This window comes from Pantoea sp. Lij88 (assembly GCF_030062155.1).
Lineage (GTDB): Bacteria > Pseudomonadota > Gammaproteobacteria > Enterobacterales > Enterobacteriaceae > Pantoea.
The window spans coordinates 553,773-573,764 of the sequence record NZ_CP118269.1 but is presented as its reverse complement, the minus strand read 5'-3'; the positions used below and the strand labels follow the sequence as shown (position 1 = coordinate 573,764).

Sequence of the window (19,992 nt, the reverse complement as noted above, 5' to 3'; positions counted from 1 at the left end):
TTCCTCTCTAGTTGTTTGATCGCGCGACTTCAATATGCACTGACAGCAGCCAGGCCTCTTCGCGGGGGAGATTGCCGAACAGATCCACGACCTGCTGCGCCAGCGCGACCGTTTCCGGCGGAATATCTTCAAACAGCTCCGCTTCCACTTCCGGCAGCGGCTCTCCGCTCAGCGAGCGTGACGCCATGGCACCGACATGCGATTGCAGCATCTGCTGCTGAACCGCGTTCGGCTGAATGCCATGCTGCTGATAGATCGCCGCAATCTGCGTCATCACGCGCTCAGCCAGCTGTTTCACTTTCTCCGGTGGCGCTTCATACACCGGGACGCCGTTATTGCTCACCTTGCTACTCCTGTTGAACCGGATAATTCGCGTTAGAAATAAATTAACGGTCATCACCCCGGCTGTGGAGAGGCAACATTTCCAGCAGCAAGTGGAAATTGAAGTGAAGGTTGTGCGTCAGATCGCAGGCTGCACGCTTAGTGCGACACGCGTCGCATAATGCGCAAAATGATGGATTTAGCGGTGACAGACGGTGATGTTGTGCGACGACAGGCGTGACGTGTTGCGGTTCAGGGCGTGGTTATAAGCAGAAGTGATGGTAAAAGAGCGCCGGTCGGGCTGACCGGCGATCGGATTAGCGGAATTTCTTATGGTTGGTATTGCGGATGTCATCAAATCTGGCCGCTTCGCGCTTTGCGCCATCCACGTTGTTCGCTTTCGCCAGCGCGCTGACCACATCGATCTGTGCGATGAGTGAGTCGAGGCCCGCGTGATAATCTTTGACCTGCGCGCTGTCAGCAGGCTGACCTTCCAGCTTATCCGGCGTCGATTTTTTAGCATCCTGCGCTGCGGCACGCATTTTAGTTAACGCCTGCTGCATCTCCTGAGCATTGTCGGTTTTTTTGACGATTTTCAGGTTCGCATTCAGCGTGTCCATATCCTGCTCCAGATCCGCCGCATAGAGACTGACGCTGGAGAACAACAGAGAAGCCGACAACATTGCAATCACATGCTTACGCATCATTACTTCCTTTTTATTGTGATGAAAAAAAAGCAGCCAACAGGCTGCTTCAGGAATCCATCTTATTGTCCCGCTATCTTCATCTCAGGCAGTAACACGGAACCGCACTGGATATTGCTACGGGTTTCAATATCGTCACCAATGGTCACCATGTTGCGCCACATCTCTTTGAGATTGCCGGCGATAGTCACTTCGCTGACCGGGTACTGAATAACGCCATTCTCGACCCAGAAACCGGCCGCACCGCGTGAGTAATCACCGGTAATAGCGCTGACGCCCTGGCCCATCAGCTCGGTCACCACTAATCCGGTGCCCATCTGCTTCAGCAGCTCGTCAAAGCTGTGGCCCTGTCCTGCAATGCGCCAGTTGTGAATGCCGCCAGCGTGACCGGTGCTGGTCAGACCGAGTTTACGGGCGGAGTAGCTGGTCAGCAGCCAGGTCTGCAGCACGCCATCTTTGATGATGTCGCGCGCCTGCGTCCGCACGCCTTCGCTGTCGAACGGCGTAGAGGCCAGCCCTTTCAGCAGATGCGGCTGCTCATTAATGGTGAGCCACTCCGGCAGAATCTGCTGGCCCATGGAATCCAGCAGGAAAGTCGATTTACGGTAAACGCTGCCGCCGCTGATCGCGCCAACCAGATGACCAAACAAGCCGGTCGCCACTTCAGAGGCAAAAATCACCGGGGCTTTCATGGTCGGGAGTTTACGCGGAGCCAGACGGGAGAGCGTGCGGCGTGCACACTCTGCACCGACCCACTCCGGGCTTTTCAGATCTTCAAACGCGCGGCCAATGGTGTAGGCGTAGTCGCGCTCCATATTGCCATCCTGCTCGGCAATCACGCTGCTGGAGAGCGAGTGGCGGCTTGAGCAGTAGCTCTGCAACATACCGTGGCTGTTGCCAAAGACTTTGATGCCGACGTGGCTGTTGAAGCTGCCGCCTTCCGTATTGGTAATACGCTTGTCTGCACGCAGAGACGCCTGTTCCGCCTGCGCAGCCAGTTCGATGGCGCGGTCAGCGTCAATCTCCCACGGATGGTAGAGATCCAGGTCCGGCGCATCATAGGCCAGCAGCTCTGCGTCGGCCGGTCCGGCAAACGGATCGGGCGAGGTGTAGCGCGCAATATCAATCGCCGCCTGCACGGTACGTTTGATCGCATCCGGGCTGAGGTCGGTCGATGAGGCGCTGCCTTTACGATTCTGATGATAAACGGTGATGCCCAGCGCACCGTCGCTGTTGAATTCGACGTTTTCCACTTCGCCATAGCGGGTGCTGACCCCGATGCCGGTGGTTTTACTGACAGCCACTTCCGCGCTGTCAGTGCTTGCTTTAGCCAGTTCAAGTGCCTGCGCAATGGCCTGCTCCAGTACTTTTCGCTGTTCTGCAACCTGAGTAGATACGTTCATCGACCTGCCGTCTAATCTTATGTGTGAATGATTTGAGTCTATCAGAGTCAGAGAACAATTTCGCAGTCACCCGATAAACTGGTAGGATTAGCCTCTTTTTTTTGGGAGCCCGGAAATGACCAAACAGCCCGATGAGTGGCTCGATGATGTGCCAGATAATAACGAAGAAGAAGACGAAGAGATTATCTGGGTCAGTAAGAGTGAAATTAAACGCGATGCAGAAGAGTTAAAGCGCCTGGGTGCCGAACTGGTAGAGCTGGGTAAAAACTCGCTGGATAAAATCCCGCTGGATGAGCGCCTGCGTACCGAAGTCGAACTCGCGCAGCGTATCAAGAAAGAAGGTCGCCGCCGTCAGCTGCAGCTGATCGGTAAACTGCTGCGCAGTATTGATGTGGAGCCGATCCGCGTTGCGCTGGATAAGCTTAATAATCGCCATAACCAGCAGGTTGCGCTGTTCCATAAACTGGAAATGCTGCGCGATCGTCTGATTGAACAGGGCGATGAGGCGATGAGTGACGTGATTGCGCTCTATCCCGAAGCCGATCGTCAGCAGTTACGCAGCATGATCCGTAACGCGCAGAAAGAGAAAACGGGCAACAAGCCGCCGAAGTCTGCCCGTCAGATTTTCCAGTATCTGCGTGAATTAGCCGAAGCGAAGTAACGCCATGGCGGGCAGCCTCGCCCGCCTCCCGGCAGAGCATTTAACGATAGTTGTAGAGAATACCGGTGCGCAGCCGCAGCTGGCGTTCGCTCGATGTAGCCGAACGTCCGATATCGCCAAAGGCAACGTAAGGCACCCAGACGCGATCGTTGCTAAGCGCATAATCGAACTGTAACTCCTGTTCGTAGTCATCATGCTTATTGGCAAATAATTTCGCATCCGCATGCTTATACACCAGCTTATAAGTGGTGGTGAGACGATCGGATTTATTGCGCAGATAGAGATCAAAACGGTTGGCAGTACGATGCCGGTCAGTATCACAATAATCAATGCCACCGGTGCGGCATTGATCCTCATGCGCATAATCCGTCAGCTCAAGACGATATAATCCGCCGACAGACCAGCGATCGTTAATTTTATACCACGGCGCTACGCCAAACTTCCATTCGGTGCGCGAAGAGTTAAATTCAGGCTGGATAAAAGGCGACAGCGTCCAGTTCCCCCAGTAATACGATTTCAGAAAGGTCACCTCCACCACATTTAACACGGTGTCGTTATAATATTTATCTTTCGGGTCTGCACCGCCGGTTTTGAATTTGGTTTCAACGCCAAGAAACATATTATCCGGCAGCGTGGTGCTCAGACCCAGCTTGTCGTAGTGTGTGCGATCGCGAAGGCGGTACTCATGCCGGTAATCAACGGTAGCTGTCGCCAGCGCTACGGCAGAACTGAACAACAGCGCAGTCCCCAGCAGAAACGGTAATGACTTATTATTTCCCATGGAAATATCCTTATTAGTGGTAGTCCGGTAATGATTATTCTTAGTGGTTCATTTAATCCAAAGCTGATTTAAATTGATGGACACTCACAATATAAGTGTTCGCATTAATCAAACCCGTTAATAGTTTCTTTAACGCTGAACTTTGTGATTATTATTTATTTCTCAGCAGCAACAGAGATGATGCTAAAAATAACCATGGCGTGCGGCCTTTCTCTTTCAGACACTAACGGGGGAAATATGGCAATAGCAGGAAGAGTGAGCAGATCGAATTCAAAATACGCGGCATTGACTGAGGAAATAATATTTCCGGGAATGATGCTTTTAAAAAAGGCGCCCTGTATGGGCGCCCCTGATATTATGCCAGCCTGTCCAGCAGCTTCTGATGAATGCCACCAAACCCGCCGTTGCTCATGACCAGAATCGTGTCGCCTGGCTGAGCGGCTTTGGCCACCATCTCCACCAAGGTATCGATATCCGCGCTCCAGTGCGCAGGCGGAATGCACGCTTCTGCGACGTCTGAAACCTGCCACGGAATGTGGTGCGGCTGGAACAGGAAAACTTCATCCGCCCGCGCCAGTGACGGCGCCAGATCGTTTTTGCTGACGCCCATCTTCATGGTGTTGGAGCGTGGCTCCAGCACGGCCAGGATGCGCGCTCTGCCGCCGACTTTGCTGCGCAGGGCAGCCAGCGTCGCCAGAATCGCCGTCGGATGGTGCGCGAAATCATCATAGACTTTGATGCTGTTGACTTCGCCACGCAGCTCCAGTCGGCGGCGTGCATTGATAAAGGTGTTCAGTGCCTGGCCTGCATCTTCCGGCTTCACACCCACATGACGCGCGGCAGCAATCGCCATCAGTCCGTTATGCATGTTGTGTTCGCCAACCAGTGCCCAGTTCACTTCCCCGACTTTTTCGCCGTCGAGCCAGATTTCCCAGTGCGACGCATCGTTGGTCAGCTTTTTCGCCTGCCAGCGCCCGTGCTCACCCACGCTCTCCTGCTCGCTCCAGCAGCCCATCGCCATCACCTGTTTGAGGTTAGGATCATGTTCCGGCAGCAGGATCTTGCCCTGCCCCGGCACGATCCGCACCAGATGGTGGAACTGCTTCTGGATCGCCCGCAGATCGTCAAAGATATCGGCGTGATCGAACTCAAGGTTGTTGAGGATCAGGGTACGTGGGCAGTAATGAACAAACTTGGAACGCTTGTCGAAAAACGCGCAGTCATACTCATCCGCTTCAATCACGAAGAATGGACTTTTTCCTAATTTTGCCGAGACATCGAAGTTTCCAGGCACACCACCAATAATGAAGCCGGGTTCAAGGCCGCAGGCCTCGAGAATCCACGCTGCCATGCCTGCTGTGGTGGTTTTGCCGTGGGTTCCGGCCACGGCCAGCACCCAGCGATCGCGCAGCACAAAATCGTGCAGCCATTGCGGGCCAGAGAGGTAGGGAATGTTGCGTTCCAGCACCGCTTCCACACAGGGGTTACCGCGCGTCATCGCATTACCGATGATGACTAAGTCAGGCACCGGATCAAGCTGGCTGGCGTCGTAACCTTCCGTTAATTCAATGCCTTGCTGTTCGAGCAGGGTACTCATTGGCGGGTAAACGTTGGCGTCTGAACCGGTCACCTGGTGACCAAGTGAACGAGCCAGCATCGCCAGACCGCCCATAAAAGTGCCACAAATCCCGAGGATGTGAATGCGCATAACATGATCCATTACTCAAAAGTTCGGCGCACAGTGTAACGCCGGTCGCAGACGGAAGAAACGGATTAGGACTATGGTTTTTGAAGTTCATTCGGCTAAACTGCGTACGCATCCGTTGGCAGACTGTTACGCGTGCTGCCACTCCATCGAAGATTCAGGGAATGTGTTATGAAAACGTTGGGCGAATTTATCGTCGAGAAGCAGCACGACTTTCCGCACGCCACAGGTGAACTGACGGCGCTGATCTCAGCTATCAAGCTGGGTGCCAAAATTATCCACCGCGACATCAACAAAGCCGGTTTAGTGGATATCCTCGGTGCCAGCGGCGTGGAGAATATTCAGGGCGAACAGCAGATGAAACTGGATCTGTTTGCTAACGAAAAACTGAAGGCAGCACTGAAAGCACGTGGCATCGTCGCCGGTATCGCTTCTGAGGAAGAAGACGAGTTCGTTATCTTTGAAGGTGAGGAAAACGGTAAGTACGTGGTGTTAATGGATCCACTGGATGGTTCTTCTAACATCGACGTTAACGTTTCCGTCGGCACCATTTTCTCTATTTATCATCGCGTCAGCGAACCGGGTACGCCAGTGGTTGAAGCGGACTTCATGCAGCCAGGCAACAAGCAGGTTGCTGCCGGTTACGTGGTCTACGGTTCGTCCACCATGATGGTTTATACCACCGGTGTTGGCGTGCATGCGTTTACCTACGATCCGTCACTGGGTGTGTTCTGCCTCAGTCACGAACGTATGACTTATCCACCAACCGGTTACACCTACTCGATCAACGAAGGTAACTACATTCGTTTCCCGCAGGGTGTGAAGAAGTATCTGAAGTTCTGTCAGGAAGAGGATCTGCCAACGCATCGTCCTTATACCTCACGTTACATCGGCTCGCTGGTTGCGGATTTCCATCGTAATCTGCTGAAAGGCGGTATCTACCTCTATCCAAGCACCGCCAGCCATCCTCAGGGCAAGCTGCGTCTGCTGTATGAGTGCAATCCGATGGCGTTCCTGGCCGAGCAGGCGGGCGGTAAAGCGAGCGATGGTCAGAAGCGTATTCTGGATATTCCACCGGTCACGCTGCATCAGCGCTGCCCGTTCTACTGCGGTAATGAGGCGATGGTAAACGACGTTGAGCGTTTCCTGGCTGAGTTCCCGGATTGCCGTCAGGGTTAATCTGGTCGTGGTATAAAAAGAGTTATATAAAAAGGGCGCGATTTCGCGCCCTTTTTGCTTTTACGCCGTCTGCAATCTGAACTGCGCCATGGTCGCCTGAAGCTGATCGGACTGCGCTTCCAGCGACTGGGTTGCGGCGGTTGCCTGCTCCACCAGCGCGGCGTTCTGCTGTGCTGCCGCATCCATCTGTGTAACGGCCAGATTGACCTGCTCAATGCCACGACTCTGCTCGTCGGAGGCCATCGAAATCTCTTTCATCAGCGCCGTGACGCGCATGACCTCGCCAGAAATCTCATCCATGGTTTCCCCGGCGCGCGTCGCCATCTCCGTGCCCTCTTTGACCCGCGTCTGTGAATCACTGATCAGCGTGCGGATCTCTTTGGCGGCGTTAGCACTGCGCTGTGCCAGCGTACGTACTTCATTCGCGACCACTGCAAAGCCACGGCCCTGTTCGCCTGCACGCGCCGCCTCCACGGCGGCGTTGAGCGCCAGGATGTTGGTCTGGAAGGCGATGCCGTCGATCACGCTGAGGATGTCGCCGATACGATTGGAGCTGTCGGTGATCTCATGCATTTTTTCCATCACGTAGCAGACGACTTCAGCGCCGCGATCGGCGGTATCAGAGACCGCGTTAGCCAGCTGGTGTGCCTGCTGGGCGTTGCTGGCGTTAAGCCGCACGGTGGCGGTGAGCTGCTCCATACTGGCTGCCGTCTGCTCCAGCGAGGCGGCAGACTCTTCGGTACGCTGCGACAGATTGACGTTACCGGCCGCCAGTTCACGGCTGCCGATGTCGATCTGTATACTCGCTTCGCGCACCTGACTCACCGAGTTCCGTAATGAGTGCTGCATCCCGCTCAGGGCATGGTTAAGCCGCCCCAGCTCATTGTTGCTGGACGGTGGCAGCGCCTGCGACAGATCGCCCGCCGCGATTTGCTCAAGATGGACAATCGCCATGTTCAGCGGCTGCAGCAGCATCCGGCGCAGCAGTTGCCAGGCGAGCACCAGCAGCAGCAGCGTTAAGACGCCCGCTACGGTGATCAGGATTTTCATTTTGGTTTCGTTATGAGCCGCCTGTTCAAGCTGGGCCTGAGTGATCTGATCGGCCAGCTGGCTGAAGTCATTGACCGCCTTGTCGTAACTGGCCGCCAGCGTCGCCAGATTGCCTTCCAGCAGCTGGTAATATTCGTCGGTATATTGCTTGTCCAGCGCGTCCATCATCGGTTTGATGCCCTGATCCATATAGGCTTTGTAACTCGCTGAAATCGCATCTGCCAGCATTTTGCCGTGCGCCGTCACTGTTCCGGCGTCCACAAAACGCTTCAGGTGTTTCTGCGATGACACCACATCCGCCTGCGACAGTTTAGTGACTGCCGCGCCCTCTTCCAGCATACCAATTTCAATTTTACGTACCGCCAGCGCCGCGTTAGCACGGGCCCGCATCAGATCTGAATTGCTCTTATACAGACTGTTCAGCTCGATCCCCTGAATGCGATTGATGACATCCAGCGAGCGATTCCCTTTGTTAATAGCCACGATACCCATAAGACTCACCGCCAACAGCAGCAGTGTCATGAATGCCAGCAATGCCAGCAACCCCGTGCGAAGTGATAACTGTTTCATCCTGATAGTTTCCGTGTATGTGAAAAGGCGAATTTTGAAGCGGCCCTAAAGCGGAGGAATTATCGGCAGTAACGGTGCGAAACTTTAATTGTGATTAGTGTTAACAACTTGATCATCACAGAAACATCCATCAAGCTGATCGCCGCCTACCCGTTAGCCGGAGAAAAGAATGAAACCAGGATTGTTTCTGATGCTGCTGTGCCTCAGCACATCGGCGATGGCAGAGGCTATGCCCTCAGCCGCCTCGCCCGATCGCTGCCTGAATGATGCCACGACCACCGCTGCCATGAACCAGTGCTACGCGGCGGCCAGTCAGGTCTGGGATCGGGAGATGAATAAGCAGTACAACAAACTTATGAAAACCCTCTCCGGCGAACCGAAAAACAAACTCCGTGCCGCTCAGCGCGCCTGGCTGAGCTATCGCGACAGCTGGCTTGAGGCGAGCCGCAGTCAGCTGAGTACTCAGGGTACGCTGGGTAGCGTCGCGCTGAGCGCCCAGAGTCTGAGCCTGGTGCGGAATCAGGCGCTGATGTTGCAGTCACTGGCTTCAGGCCGTTGTGCAAACCCCGATGACTGCTGATCGGTAACCGGCTTTACGCTGGCTGAAGTCAGCGCATTCATTAATCTTCAGGGAGAAACCATGGCTGCTTACGCCTCGACCCTTATTCTGATCGGCCTCGCCGTACTGAGTTATTTCGTTCACAACAACGCGGTCACCCTCTCCATTCTGGTGCTGCTGGCAATCAAAGTTACCCCGCTGGCCCGGTTCTTCCCGTACGTCGAAAAACAGGGCATTACTTTAGGCATCATTATTCTTACCGTCGCGGTGATGGCTCCGCTGGCCAGCGGCTCACTGCCCGCCTCCGCGCTGCTCAAGTCGTTTGCCAACTGGAAGTCGATTGTGGCGATACTGGTGGGGATTTTTGTCGCCTGGCTGGGCGGCCGCGGCGTGAACTTTATGAGCGTGCAACCCTCTGTGATCGGCGGTCTGCTGATTGGTACGGTGATTGGCGTGGCGTTCTTCCGTGGCGTGCCGGTAGGGCCACTGATTGCCGCAGGCATTGTTTCATTATTTGTCACGGCTAAGTAGCGTTTGGGCGCATTCCGAAACGCCAAAAAGAGGGCATACTTTCAGAGTCAGTTGGCTATAATAGCCGACACTCAACATACGACTACTGAAGGAATGCCAGATGAGTTTGAACCAGGTGCCAGCAGGTAAAGACCTGCCAGAAGATATCTACGTTGTCATTGAGATCCCAGCGAATGCTGATCCGATCAAATATGAAGTTGATAAAGAGTCTGGTGCCCTGTTTGTAGACCGTTTCATGTCTACCGCCATGTTCTATCCGTGCAACTACGGCTACATCAACCATACCCTTTCTCTGGATGGTGATCCGGTTGACGTACTGGTTCCGACCCCGTATCCACTGGTCCCAGGCTCAGTGATCCGCTGCCGTCCGGTTGGCGTGCTGAAAATGACCGACGAGTCTGGCGAAGATGCCAAACTGGTTGCCGTTCCGCACACCAAACTGTCTAAAGAGTACGATCACATCAAAGATGTGAACGACCTGCCAGAACTGCTGCGCGCGCAGATCACCCACTTCTTTGAACACTACAAAGATCTGGAAAAAGGCAAATGGGTGAAAGTGGATGGCTGGGATAACGCCGAAGCCGCTAAAGCTGAAATCATCTCTTCTTACGAGCGCGCACAGAAGAAGTAATTCTGCTGCCGGTTTGTGAGTCGAAAAAAAAACACCGTCCAGATGGACGGTGTTTTTGTTCAGGCCTCTGGCTCCTCATCGCGCTTTAGCCAGTCACCACTCATAATGCGCTGGCGTCCTGCCACTGAGCGTTGATAGACATAAAGCCATGCGCTGCCAAACGGCGTCTGAGTCAGAAAACGTTTGTACTCTCCCCCTTTGGTGCGAAGCGCATCCAGCTCCGCAAGGGTTGAGGCATCAATGCGGTACACCTCACAATGCACCGCTCCCTTGCCCTCTATTACGCCGGGATAATGGCCCAGACTGTAAAGCTCAAAGCCTTCAATCTGGTGATCACCCAGCCACTGCGCATTCGTCATCCAGTGACTGTTTCCCTGTTTGCGCCGTAAACTGCCGTAGACAATTATTCGCATTGCTAAAACTCAAACTGATAGAGCAAATCGAGAGCCTGATCCACACCGGACACGGCTTCCAGATAGAGTTTAGGCATCAGGCGGTAACGCAAGGTTAACGTCGCCAGTGAATCAAATATGCCAACACCGTATTTTACCTGCAGACCCGGTAGTACATAGCCGCTGACCTGCACCTGCTGACTGTCGCCAACACCGGCAGTATCAACAGCCAGATTGCTGACACCGAACGTCTCCCCGATTTTACCCACAACCTGCCCACTTTGTGCAACCCCTAAGCCAACAAGAGCCGAAGTGAGGGCGTTACTGTCGCCGTCTTTGCCCAATCCCTGACCACGTAGCAGGTAAGAAAGCGCTTCCTGCTGCGACATCGCCGGATCGGAGAAGACTTCCGCTTTAGGCTCATCGGCAAGACCGGTAACGCGCAGACCCGCCGTGACGCCATCTTCAGTCGCATCCGGGTTACGGATGGCTTCCAGGTTGACGTAAGGCTGATCCGGCGGACCGGCAAACTGCAGCTCGCCTTTACGCACGATCAGATCCTGACCATAAGCGTGGAAGCGACCGGATGGAATGTTGATCTGGCCATTCAGGCCAAGCCCTGTCCGATCCTGGACCAGTTTCAGATCGCCATTCAGCTTCGCTTTCAGACCAAACGCAGAGAGCCGCACATCGTTGCCGACGTGGATCACCAGATTACTGTTAATCGGAATTGCGGCGGTCTGCGGTGCAATCGGCTTCAGCTGTTTATCCAGCATCACCTCATCCGACGAGACGCCGGTGGCGCTTTCCGGCACTTCCTGCACCGTGATGCGTGCCCATGGAATATCAACCCGCCCATCAAGGTTAAAGGCGGCCGGCGTCGCTTCAAACACCAGATCCGGCGAGACATCCATGCGCACCATCGGCGGCACGGTCACGCGAACCCGGCTGCCCTTCGCCGCAATGCGCGCACGCCAGTTATCGAGCTGGCTCCAGTCGGCGTTACCGCTGAGGTTGATGTTGCCCTGGGCGGTCTGCACCAGCCCGTTCAGGGTGGAGCTCATGCCGTTGAACACCAGATTCAGGTTGGCGGCGGTCAGATCGACCGGCATAAAGTTGCCATCCACATCGACATCCGTCAGGCCAAGCTGACCAAACACCTGCGGCTGCTGCACGCTGCCCCCCAGGCGCAGGCTGCTGTTCAGGCTGCCTTTGATCTTCTCGCCCTGCATCAGCGCCGGATTGATCATCGCCAGCGAGATATTGCGGATGTTGACGTTACCGCCCAGCGTGCGGCGGTTTTGCGGGTCGTCGATCTGCACGTTGCCATCCAGCTGTCCGTTTCTGGCGATGCGGATCAGCCAGTCGAGCTTAGCGCGTCCGTTTTGCAGTGCGGCATTGAGGTTCAGCGTGTCAAAGGCGATCGGCAGGCTGTTACCCTGCACATCCTGCACCACTTTCACGCCGTTGCCTTTCAGCGCCACGGTGCCGGTTGGCAGGCCGCCATCGGCGGTCCAGTTGACGCGTACGTCACCGCTGAACAGGCCGCTGAGCTGGGTCGCCTCCGGCATAAATGGCTTGACCATCGCCAGGTCAAAGCGATTCAGCACCACATGCGCATGACCTGCCGGGCCCGCTTCAACCGGTTCCGGCACACAGAGCTGCGCATTGGGGTTCTGCCAGCAGTGCGGCCCGATAGTCGCCGTCTGGCTGCTGTTGAGATAGTCGATAGCCATGGCACGCGTCAGACGCCACTCGCCGACCGGCGTATCAAAGTGGGTATCGTTCAGCGAGCCTTTCCAGCGTTCGGTCTGGCGATCGAAGCTGCCGTTCAGCGCCAGCTGTCCCGAGACCGGTTTGCCCTGCACATTAAGCTTCAGCTGATGCTGATGCTCGTTGCCGTCCGCATTCAGCGTCAGGAGGCTGATATTCAGCGCATCCTGCTTCAGCTGTTCGACGCGCAGCTGCAGTTTACCCGCCACCTGTTCGCCGGAACGGACATCGCCATTCAGGGTAACGCGATTAATCTGCATCTGCTGCCAGCGCAGACCACGGGCATTAAGATCGGCCAGCAGCTGCGGTGCCTTCAGGGTGCCACGCGCTTTGATCGTGCCGTTGACGACGCCGCCCAGACCCGGCAGAGCATTGTCGAGCTGTGGCGCATCAATACTGGCATCAAGGTCCAGACTGTCGCCCAGCGCGCCTTTGACATCCAGATGGTTGCGTCCCAGCGCCAGCTTAATGCCCGGCACCGTCCACTGGTTGTAGCTGTTGCCGGTCAGTGAGCCGTCAGCGGTCACGGCATTCTGCTTCACGTTACCTTTCAGCTGAAGCTGCGGCACGCTGAGCTGCCAGGTGCCGCCATACAGACTGCCACGAGTCGTGATTTTGCCATCCAGCCGTGCTGGCCAGTCGGGATACTGCTTCGCCGTGTTGATCCCGGCCAGCGTCAGCTCACTGCGCCAGCTGATCGCCTTGCTCCAGTCCACCAGCGCAGTGAGGTCGATGTTGCCCTGCAGCGCGGCCACGCGCAGACGATCAAGGCTGAACTGCTCAACGTTGCCTTTACCCGTCAGCGAGACAGTCGCTGGTGGCACAGATTCGCCCTTCACGGCGGTCTGCAGTGACATCACATAGTCGGTGGCTTTGCCTTTGAACTGATAGTCCAGGTTATCCGCCTGGTACTGTATCGACCCGGTGAGCGGCCAGCGTAACTGCGGACTGGTCAGCTGCAGTGACAGCGGCAGCCCCGCGACCGCCAGCTGGGTCGTCACATCCAGCTGCGCATTCACCGGCCCCGAGAGATTCAGCCCCAGCTTCAGCTCGTCGCGCATCGCACCGTTAAGTTTCAGCGCCAGCTTTTCGCCTTTAATCGGATCGGTGTTAACCGTGCCGTTCAGGGAGAAATCGACCGGCCAGTTATCCGCCAGCGTCGCCTGTCCGCTGCCGTTGAGGTTGCCAAGATTCGAGTCCACTTCCAGCGTCGTCAGCTGCATCTGACGATCGGCGGTTTTAGCTTTCAGCAGTAACCGGCTGACAGAGATATCGGTGTCGCCGGTAATGCGCAGCTGTTCACCCAGAATCTGCTGCACGTCAATATCCAGCGGCAGACGGAAATCGGGCAGCGCAGGCAGCAGCGGTTGGGCAAACATCGCCTGCAGCGTTTCACCCAGCGGTTTCTCCGCGGGATGCGGCTGCTGAACTTTCGCATCGACCACCTCTTCCTTCACCACTTTTGCCGCTTTCGGCAGCGCAATCAGCAGGCTCTGGATATGGGTCGGATTCAGCGTCAGCGCGCGATCCTGCCACTGCAGGCCGGTAGTGAAATCGAGCAGCGAGATCGCGGTGTCATCAACTTTCACATTGATGTTGTGCAGGCCAAGATGACTCAGCGTGATCGGGTATGGCGTGCTGAGGTTGGTGTTGCCACTCTCCTCTTCCGGCGCAGGTGCGGCAGGCGTCATCTTCTTACTGTCGACCACCACGCTGATATCACGCAGGGAGACATCGTTAACGCAGACGGAGGAGTGCAGCAGGCAGTTGAGATCCACCGCCAGATGGATCTGCCCGGCATCCACACTGACGCCTGGCATTTCGTAACGCAGACCGTTAAGGGTCAGATTACGCCAGCCGCCATCGACCTGTTTGATCGACAGGCCGGGCACCCAGCGTGACGCGCCCTTAAGCACTAAATGCAGCCCCGGCGTGGTCCCGATTAAAAATGCCACGCCACCTAACAGCACAACCAGAAAGATCAGAATACCGATCAGGACCTTTTTCCATAGCTTCATAGTTCAGGCCCCAGTCCTACGTAAAATTGCAATCCATGCTCCTCGTCATCCCCGATAGGTCTGGCGATATCAAATTTGATGGGGCCGACCGGTGAAGACCAGCGCACACCGATACCCGCACCGGTTTTGATATTGCTCTGTTTGATGTCGTTAACCGCTTCGCCCGAGTCGACAAACACCGCGCCCCACCATTTACCGGTGACGTTGTACTGATATTCCAGCGATCCGGTGGCCAGTTTTGACGCACCGGTGAGTTTGCCGTCGTCATCACGTGGTGAAATGTTTTTGTATTTGTAGCCGCGAATACTGCGGTCGCCACCGGCAAAGAAGCGCAGATCCGGCGGCACTTTGTCGAAGTCGTTGGTTTCGATCCAGCCGAGGTTGCCGCGCGCGATAAAGCGATGACTGTCGCCTAAAGTACGGATCCAGACGTTTTGCGCCTGCAGGATCAGGAAGTCGACATCGGAACCCCATGTCGTATCCGAGACGTCGACGGAATAGCGCTGTGAATCGCCCCAGGTCGGCATCAGGCCGCCACGAGAACGGGTGCGGTTAACGCTGACGCCCGGATAGAGCAGCATGGTGGTGTTCGTCACGCTGGCCTGCGTAAAGTGATCCAGGCTCCAGCGCAGATTGACCGCCTTCTGCCAGCCGCTGCTGCTGTCCCAGTTGCGCGACATCGCCAGCGTCGTGGTGTCGGCTTTGGTGTCATTGAGATCGGTGCGCTTAAGGCCACCAGAGAAGGTGTAGTACTGCTCCAGCGGACTTTTCAGCAACGGCACTTTGTAGCTGAGATCGACCTGCTGTTCTGGCGCAGAAACATAGGCACTGGCCGCCAGGCTGTGGCCGCTGTCGTTGAGCCACGGTTTTTTCCAGGTGCCTTTCAGGCGCGGACCGACGTCTGTGGAATAGCCGACGCCGGTTTCAATGGTGTTTTCAGTGCGGGGTGACATCACCGCACTCAGGGGCAGCACCTTCGTCTGTCGTCCCTTGCTGAATTCTGGCGCAACCACGACGGAATTGAACCAGCCGGTCGCGGAGAGGCGGCGGTTCAGCTCGGCTAAATCACGGGAGCTGTAATAATCCCCCTCTTTAAAGGGCACCAGGTTTTGCAGATACTCTTCACGAATCTGCGATCCCTTAAATGTGACGTTACCAAAGCGATAGCGCTCGCCGCTGTCGTAGTCGATATCCCAGAACGCTTCATGGCGCTCAACCGAGACGCCGAGCTGGCTTTTTTTAAAGGTGCCGTCGAAATAGCCGTTACGCAGCGCAAGATTAGAGAAGCCGCTTTTGAATTTGTCATACTGCCCGTGGTTAAGCTGCGTGCCGACTTTGGGCCGTCCCTGCTTTACCCAGGCTTTGTAATCGGCATCATTGCGCGCATCGCCTTCAACCACGATGTTGCTGCCGCCGATTTTTACCGGTACGCCAGGCGTGACATGTGCCAACAGTACGGGCCGTCCGCCCTTCGCAGGTGCGGGGCGGGATTCAAAGTCGATGGTCGGCTCGTAGTAACCGAGCGCGCGCAGTCCCTCTTTTATCGCAACAGAGACACGTGCACGAAAGCGGCCATCATTTGAAACCTCATCGTTGCCGATGGTGGAGAGGCGCGCTCTGACATTCTTTTGCAGATCCCCGGTTAAACCATCTACCTGTAATCGCACGGTCGCCGCCTCAAGGGCGGGCGCGGCAAGTAGCAGGCCAGCTATGCAATAAACATAAAATCGTGGCACCTGTACTCCTGTTAATCATGCCGGCCCCTTTTCCGCGGGGCGCTTATTAATCATCTTTGCCCGCACTACCGCAACGGCAACATCCTCATCATAGCCGCACTTTATGGCAAACGGCGGCGCAAAATCGACTTCTAACTCAAATAACGCGGCTATTGTCGGTAAATGGGGGGACCGATACAACTCCTGCGGGAGGGAATGATCGGCCAGGAATGACTCACTCAGATAAATCCGAGCCGATATCTTCCTGCTCTGGCTGCGAATGCGGTCTGAAGCGGCGGATTGCCCTCTGGCGGCCCGATGAGCGCTCCTGCTATAATCTGCCACCACAGGCATTTCGCCTGTTTTCATTTCTGCCCCGACATTTACGTTATTGTCGAACTGGCGCAGACATTTTTGGCACGGATAGCTCTGTTTCACGGATAAACCAACTCTGTTTGCGCTTACCCACGCTGCCCAGGCCAAAAATGACAAGTGGATAACCCTTTGGATCTCATATGTTAGATAGCTTACTTGTCATTCTGTTGCTGATCGTAATCAGTGCCTTTTTCTCTCTGTCAGAGATCTCGCTGGCGGCTGCCCGTAAGATCAAACTGAAACTGCTGGCCGACGAAGGCAACGTGAATGCCCAGCGCGTGCTGAAAATGCAGGAAACGCCGGGCATGTTCTTCACCGTGGTGCAGATTGGCCTTAACGCCGTCGCCATTCTCGGCGGTATTGTCGGCGACGCGGCGTTTTCACCGGTTTTCAGCGGCCTGTTTAACCGCTTTGTCTCGCCGGAACTGGCGGAACAGCTCAGCTTTATCTGTTCATTCACCATCGTGACCAGCCTGTTTATCCTGTTTGCCGACTTAACCCCAAAGCGGGTTGGCATGGTCGCCCCGGAAACCATCGCGCTGCGCATCATTAACCCGATGCGTTTCTGTCTGCTGGTGATGCGTCCGCTGGTGTTTCTGTTTAATGGCCTGGCGAACGTCTTCTTCCGCATTTTCAAGCTGCCGATGGTGCGTAAAGATGACATTACCTCCGACGATATCTACGCGGTGGTGGAAGCCGGTGCGCTGGCTGGCGTGCTGCGTAAGCAGGAACATGAGCTGATTGAAAACGTGTTTGAGCTGGAGTCGCGAACCGTTCCCTCTTCCATGACCTCGCGCGAGAATATTGTCTGGTTTGATCTGCATGAAGATGAGACCAGCCTTAAGACCAAAATCGCCCAGCATCCTCACTCGAAGTTCCTGGTCTGTAGCGGCGATATCGACCATATCGTCGGCTATGTTGACTCAAAAGAGCTGCTGCTGCGCGTCCTGGGTAATCAGAGCATGGCGCTGAACAGCGGCCTGCAGATTCGCTCTGCGCTGATCGTGCCTGATACGCTCACCCTCTCTGAAGCGCTGGAAAGTTTCAAAACGGCTGGCGAAGATTTCGCGGTGATCATGAACGAATATGCGCTGGTCGTGGGCATCATTACCCTGAATGACGTAATGACCACGCTGATGGGCGATCTGGTCGGTCAGGGCATGGAAGAGCAGATTGTGGCGCGTGATGAGAACTCATGGCTGGTTGAAGGCGGCACGCCTATTGATGATGTGATGCGCGTGCTGGACATCGATGATTTCCCGCAGTCAGGCAACTACGAGACCATCGGCGGCTTTATGATGTATATGCTGCGTAAGATTCCAAAGCGGACCGATTTTGTGAAGTTTGCGGGCTACAAATTCGAGGTGGTGGATATTGATAGCTATCGTATCGACCAGCTGCTGGTCACCCGCATCGATGAACGACCGCCGGTGCTGAGCATGACGAAAAGCGAAGAAGAGTAGAATGACTAAGGGCGCCGATGGCGCCCTTGTGTTTAGTTGAACTCAAGCTTGAGACGCACGACCTGGCGGTTAATTTCTGACATCACGCTCAGGTGCTGTTTGTCTTTGACGCGTGGGATTAAGACTTTCCCTTTATCGAACTCGAACGCGCCAACGTCCTTGATATACAACCTTCCTTTGAACAGCGTTTTTACATATTTCGCTATTTGCAGCGGATTATAGCGCTGGAAGATCTTCATGCTGTATGACTCCTGTACATTTTTAAAGCACGCTTCGCTGTTTCCAAATTTGGTTCCAGCCCATGAAGCGCGAATTCGCGATAACTATAGAACACCCAAACCTGTTAGTGTTCCTGAAAGTGAATTTTTTTACTGAATTGACACATCATTACAGAACACTCTGTTATGAGCCTCATATAACACAGTATAAACCTTCGTTGGTTAAGGAATTGTGGCGGCCATAACAAACCTGACACCTTTCCAGGACAGGCGCATCATCCCTGCTTACTATTGCAGTAAAATGACTGACTGGTCTGATCACTTAAGGAAATAGCAATGCGAATAACTCTGGCAGCTGTGGCGTTGTCTTTACTGATACCGGCAAGCGTGATGGCCCATGACCTCAGGCAGGATATGCGGGTACCGGCCGTTGGCGTGAATGACAAGGGCGAGCTGTTATTGCAACAGGAGAAGTTTAGCTACAAAAACTGGAATAGCGCGCAGCTCAGCGGAAAAGTTCGTGTGGTCCAGCATATTGCCGGTCGCTCATCTGCGAAAGAGATGAACGCGGCGCTGATAGAGGCGATCAAAGCCGCGAAGCTGCCGCATGATCGCTATCAGACCACCACCATCGTGAATACCGATGATGCGATTCCCGGCACGGGCATGTTTGTGCGCAGCAGCGTCGAGACCAACAAACAGCAATATCCGTGGTCGCAGTTTGTCATCGACAGCAAGGGCAATGTGCAGCATGCCTGGCAGTTACAGCCGGGCGGTTCCGCCATTGTGGTGCTGGATAAGCAGGGCAAGGTGAAATTCGTGAAGGATGGTTCGCTGACGCAGGATGAAGTGACAAAGGTGATGACGCTGGTCACCTCTCTGCTGAAGGAGTAATCCTGAACGCCCGGCGACGGGAGAGTCAGCCGCCGGGCACTCAGGATCAGACCGCCTTAAAACAGGGAGACGCGGAAGCCGGGATTCAGGAAAGATTCACGCGGTGCGTAGTCCAGGGTTTTACCCTGCCAGTCATGCACATGCGCACCCGCGGCCATTGCCACGGCGTGGCCCGCGCCGGTATCCCAGATGTTGGTTGGCCCGAAACGCGGATAGAGCTGGGCTTTCCCCTCTGCCACCAGGCAGAACTTCAGTGAGGAGCCGGTCGCAACGGTCTGATGTTCACCCAGCTGCTTCAGGTACTCTTTCATCTCGTCGTCGTCGCCATGTGAGCGGCTTACCACCACCAGCGGAGGACGCGCGTCACGGACATGGATCTGTTCGCGCTGACCGCCTTCTTCTTTCCACGCTTTGCCCTCTGCCGCAGAGTACATTACGCCCAGGACCGGCGCATAGACCACGCCCATCACCGGTTTACCCTCTTCAATCAGCGCAATGTTGACGGTAAATTCGCCGTTACGTTTGATGAACTCTTTGGTGCCATCCAGCGGATCGACCAGCCAGTAGCGCTGCCAGTGCTGCCGCACCTCCCAGGCTGGCGGATCTTCTTCCGACAACACGGGAACATCAGGCGTTAACTTTTTGAGGCCAGCAAGGATCACCTCGTGCGCAGCGATATCCGCGGCGGTCACCGGTGAATCATCCGATTTGTGAGAAACGTCAAGCGGCGCGGCACCGTCATAGACCTGCATAATCGCGTCGCCTGCTTCGCGTGCCAGTTGGCAGATTTGCTCTAACATTTTTCACCTCATTGTGTCTGTCTGCTGCCGGATCAGCTCATCGTCAGATAGTGACATTTTAGCAGTTCCGCCTGAAGTGCCGGTTTAACGGCACGTCAGCGATTCATTTTATAGATATATCAATATCATAGTTACCCGCTTATCGCCATGCCGACACCCCTGCGTCCTTCTCGTATAAGAATCAGTCGCTGGCCGATGCGCCAAAACGTTATATCCATCACGATTTAAAATGACTATCTGTCATGCTTT

The 19,992-nt window shown here is 55.2% G+C and carries 19 protein-coding genes; 7 read left to right on the top strand and 12 right to left on the bottom strand.

The genetic code is table 11. The features are described from left to right. Positions 1–7: 7 nt before the first annotated feature. The 3 genes from PU624_RS06625 to pmbA form a co-directional block, all read right to left on the bottom strand. A complete protein-coding gene (locus PU624_RS06625; RefSeq protein WP_283547013.1) occupies positions 8–343 on the bottom strand; it encodes a glycine dehydrogenase in 336 nt (111 codons plus the stop codon). A 295-nt stretch (positions 344–638) separates the two neighbouring features. Next, positions 639–1,025 carry a cytochrome b562 gene (gene cybC, locus PU624_RS06620; protein ID WP_283547943.1) on the bottom strand — a complete coding sequence of 129 codons (387 nt, stop codon included), beginning with the start codon at positions 1,023–1,025 and terminating at the stop codon, positions 639–641. Positions 1,026–1,087: 62 nt separating this feature from the next. Continuing rightward, the gene (pmbA, locus tag PU624_RS06615; RefSeq protein WP_003855526.1) at positions 1,088–2,428 is read right to left on the bottom strand and encodes a metalloprotease PmbA; all 1,341 of its coding nucleotides are present in this window, start codon (positions 2,426–2,428) and stop codon (positions 1,088–1,090) included. A 115-nt stretch (positions 2,429–2,543) separates the two neighbouring features. On the opposite strand from pmbA, the gene yjgA reads away from it, so the two are divergent. Then, positions 2,544–3,089 (top strand): ribosome biogenesis factor YjgA, encoded by a 546-nt coding sequence (gene yjgA, locus PU624_RS06610; RefSeq protein WP_283547012.1) that lies wholly within the window; start codon positions 2,544–2,546, stop codon positions 3,087–3,089. A 40-nt stretch (positions 3,090–3,129) separates the two neighbouring features. Here yjgA and PU624_RS06605 read toward each other — a convergent pair whose 3' ends face one another. Continuing rightward, the gene (locus PU624_RS06605; RefSeq protein WP_283547011.1) at positions 3,130–3,870 is read right to left on the bottom strand and encodes an oligogalacturonate-specific porin KdgM family protein; all 741 of its coding nucleotides are present in this window, start codon (positions 3,868–3,870) and stop codon (positions 3,130–3,132) included. A 355-nt stretch (positions 3,871–4,225) separates the two neighbouring features. Next, positions 4,226–5,578: a UDP-N-acetylmuramate:L-alanyl-gamma-D-glutamyl-meso-diaminopimelate ligase gene (mpl, locus tag PU624_RS06600; RefSeq protein ID WP_283547010.1), complete on the bottom strand. Its 1,353-nt coding sequence runs from the start codon at positions 5,576–5,578 to the stop codon at positions 4,226–4,228. A gap of 168 nt (positions 5,579–5,746) precedes the next feature. On the opposite strand from mpl, the gene fbp reads away from it, so the two are divergent. Continuing rightward, positions 5,747–6,754 carry a class 1 fructose-bisphosphatase gene (gene fbp, locus PU624_RS06595; RefSeq protein WP_283547009.1) on the top strand — a complete coding sequence of 336 codons (1,008 nt, stop codon included), beginning with the start codon at positions 5,747–5,749 and terminating at the stop codon, positions 6,752–6,754. A gap of 60 nt (positions 6,755–6,814) precedes the next feature. Here the strand turns inward: fbp and PU624_RS06590 are convergent, their stop codons facing one another. Beyond that, positions 6,815–8,374 carry a methyl-accepting chemotaxis protein gene (locus PU624_RS06590; protein ID WP_283547008.1) on the bottom strand — a complete coding sequence of 520 codons (1,560 nt, stop codon included), beginning with the start codon at positions 8,372–8,374 and terminating at the stop codon, positions 6,815–6,817. A 169-nt stretch (positions 8,375–8,543) separates the two neighbouring features. Here PU624_RS06590 and PU624_RS06585 point away from each other — a divergent pair, with 169 nt between their 5' ends. The 3 genes from PU624_RS06585 (at position 8,544) to ppa (ending at position 10,095) form a co-directional block, all read left to right on the top strand. After that, positions 8,544–8,954: a lysozyme inhibitor LprI family protein gene (locus PU624_RS06585; protein ID WP_283547007.1), complete on the top strand. Its 411-nt coding sequence runs from the start codon at positions 8,544–8,546 to the stop codon at positions 8,952–8,954. A gap of 60 nt (positions 8,955–9,014) precedes the next feature. Continuing rightward, complete coding sequence (locus tag PU624_RS06580) at positions 9,015–9,464, top strand: DUF441 domain-containing protein (RefSeq protein ID WP_283547006.1); 450 nt, start codon at positions 9,015–9,017, stop codon at positions 9,462–9,464. 100 nt (positions 9,465–9,564) lie between these two features. Then, a complete protein-coding gene (ppa, locus tag PU624_RS06575; protein WP_003855519.1) occupies positions 9,565–10,095 on the top strand; it encodes an inorganic diphosphatase in 531 nt (176 codons plus the stop codon). A gap of 59 nt (positions 10,096–10,154) precedes the next feature. Here the strand turns inward: ppa and PU624_RS06570 are convergent, their stop codons facing one another. Genes PU624_RS06570 through PU624_RS06555 form a run of 4 tightly spaced genes read right to left on the bottom strand, consistent with a single transcriptional unit; the run spans position 10,155 to position 16,431 of the window. Then, positions 10,155–10,508, bottom strand: coding sequence for a gamma-glutamylcyclotransferase family protein (locus PU624_RS06570; protein WP_283547005.1), 354 nt, complete (start codon positions 10,506–10,508; stop codon positions 10,155–10,157). A 2-nt stretch (positions 10,509–10,510) separates the two neighbouring features. After that, positions 10,511–14,278, bottom strand: coding sequence for an autotransporter assembly complex protein TamB (gene tamB, locus PU624_RS06565; RefSeq protein ID WP_283547004.1), 3,768 nt, complete (start codon positions 14,276–14,278; stop codon positions 10,511–10,513). Further along, positions 14,275–16,014 carry an autotransporter assembly complex protein TamA gene (gene tamA, locus PU624_RS06560; protein WP_283547003.1) on the bottom strand — a complete coding sequence of 580 codons (1,740 nt, stop codon included), beginning with the start codon at positions 16,012–16,014 and terminating at the stop codon, positions 14,275–14,277. The genes tamB and tamA overlap by 4 nt, the downstream gene beginning before the upstream one ends. Positions 16,015–16,029: 15 nt before the next feature. Next, a complete protein-coding gene (locus tag PU624_RS06555) occupies positions 16,030–16,431 on the bottom strand; it encodes a hypothetical protein (RefSeq protein WP_283547002.1) in 402 nt (133 codons plus the stop codon). A 77-nt stretch (positions 16,432–16,508) separates the two neighbouring features. On the opposite strand from PU624_RS06555, the gene paeA reads away from it, so the two are divergent. Next, a complete protein-coding gene (gene paeA / locus PU624_RS06550) occupies positions 16,509–17,831 on the top strand; it encodes a polyamine export protein PaeA (RefSeq protein ID WP_283547001.1) in 1,323 nt (440 codons plus the stop codon). Between the two features lie 32 nt (positions 17,832–17,863). Here the strand turns inward: paeA and PU624_RS06545 are convergent, their stop codons facing one another. Continuing rightward, complete coding sequence (locus PU624_RS06545; protein ID WP_003855513.1) at positions 17,864–18,070, bottom strand: DUF1107 domain-containing protein; 207 nt, start codon at positions 18,068–18,070, stop codon at positions 17,864–17,866. Positions 18,071–18,385: 315 nt separating this feature from the next. Between PU624_RS06545 and PU624_RS06540 the strand changes: the two genes are divergently transcribed. Beyond that, positions 18,386–18,943: a YtfJ family protein gene (locus tag PU624_RS06540; protein WP_283547000.1), complete on the top strand. Its 558-nt coding sequence runs from the start codon at positions 18,386–18,388 to the stop codon at positions 18,941–18,943. 56 nt (positions 18,944–18,999) lie between these two features. On the opposite strand, the gene cysQ is transcribed toward PU624_RS06540, so the two are convergent. Beyond that, a complete protein-coding gene (gene cysQ, locus PU624_RS06535) occupies positions 19,000–19,743 on the bottom strand; it encodes a 3'(2'),5'-bisphosphate nucleotidase CysQ (protein WP_090966193.1) in 744 nt (247 codons plus the stop codon). Positions 19,744–19,992 lie beyond the last annotated feature (249 nt).

What these genes read in the sequence shown, in the direction of transcription:
- cybC (WP_283547943.1), bottom strand. Translation starts at nt 1,025, where the DNA reads ATGCGTAAGCATGTGATTGCAATGTTGTCGGCTTCTCTGTTGTTCTCC.
- pmbA (WP_003855526.1), bottom strand. Translation starts at nt 2,428, where the DNA reads ATGAACGTATCTACTCAGGTTGCAGAACAGCGAAAAGTACTGGAGCAG.
- yjgA (WP_283547012.1), top strand. Translation starts at nt 2,544, where the DNA reads ATGACCAAACAGCCCGATGAGTGGCTCGATGATGTGCCAGATAATAAC.
- PU624_RS06605 (WP_283547011.1), bottom strand. Translation starts at nt 3,870, where the DNA reads ATGGGAAATAATAAGTCATTACCGTTTCTGCTGGGGACTGCGCTGTTG.
- mpl (WP_283547010.1), bottom strand. Translation starts at nt 5,578, where the DNA reads ATGCGCATTCACATCCTCGGGATTTGTGGCACTTTTATGGGCGGTCTG.
- fbp (WP_283547009.1), top strand. Translation starts at nt 5,747, where the DNA reads ATGAAAACGTTGGGCGAATTTATCGTCGAGAAGCAGCACGACTTTCCG.
- PU624_RS06590 (WP_283547008.1), bottom strand. Translation starts at nt 8,374, where the DNA reads ATGAAACAGTTATCACTTCGCACGGGGTTGCTGGCATTGCTGGCATTC.
- PU624_RS06585 (WP_283547007.1), top strand. Translation starts at nt 8,544, where the DNA reads ATGAAACCAGGATTGTTTCTGATGCTGCTGTGCCTCAGCACATCGGCG.
- PU624_RS06580 (WP_283547006.1), top strand. Translation starts at nt 9,015, where the DNA reads ATGGCTGCTTACGCCTCGACCCTTATTCTGATCGGCCTCGCCGTACTG.
- ppa (WP_003855519.1), top strand. Translation starts at nt 9,565, where the DNA reads ATGAGTTTGAACCAGGTGCCAGCAGGTAAAGACCTGCCAGAAGATATC.
- PU624_RS06570 (WP_283547005.1), bottom strand. Translation starts at nt 10,508, where the DNA reads ATGCGAATAATTGTCTACGGCAGTTTACGGCGCAAACAGGGAAACAGT.
- tamB (WP_283547004.1), bottom strand. Translation starts at nt 14,278, where the DNA reads ATGAAGCTATGGAAAAAGGTCCTGATCGGTATTCTGATCTTTCTGGTT.
- paeA (WP_283547001.1), top strand. Translation starts at nt 16,509, where the DNA reads ATGTTAGATAGCTTACTTGTCATTCTGTTGCTGATCGTAATCAGTGCC.
- PU624_RS06545 (WP_003855513.1), bottom strand. Translation starts at nt 18,070, where the DNA reads ATGAAGATCTTCCAGCGCTATAATCCGCTGCAAATAGCGAAATATGTA.
- PU624_RS06540 (WP_283547000.1), top strand. Translation starts at nt 18,386, where the DNA reads ATGCGAATAACTCTGGCAGCTGTGGCGTTGTCTTTACTGATACCGGCA.
- cysQ (WP_090966193.1), bottom strand. Translation starts at nt 19,743, where the DNA reads ATGTTAGAGCAAATCTGCCAACTGGCACGCGAAGCAGGCGACGCGATT.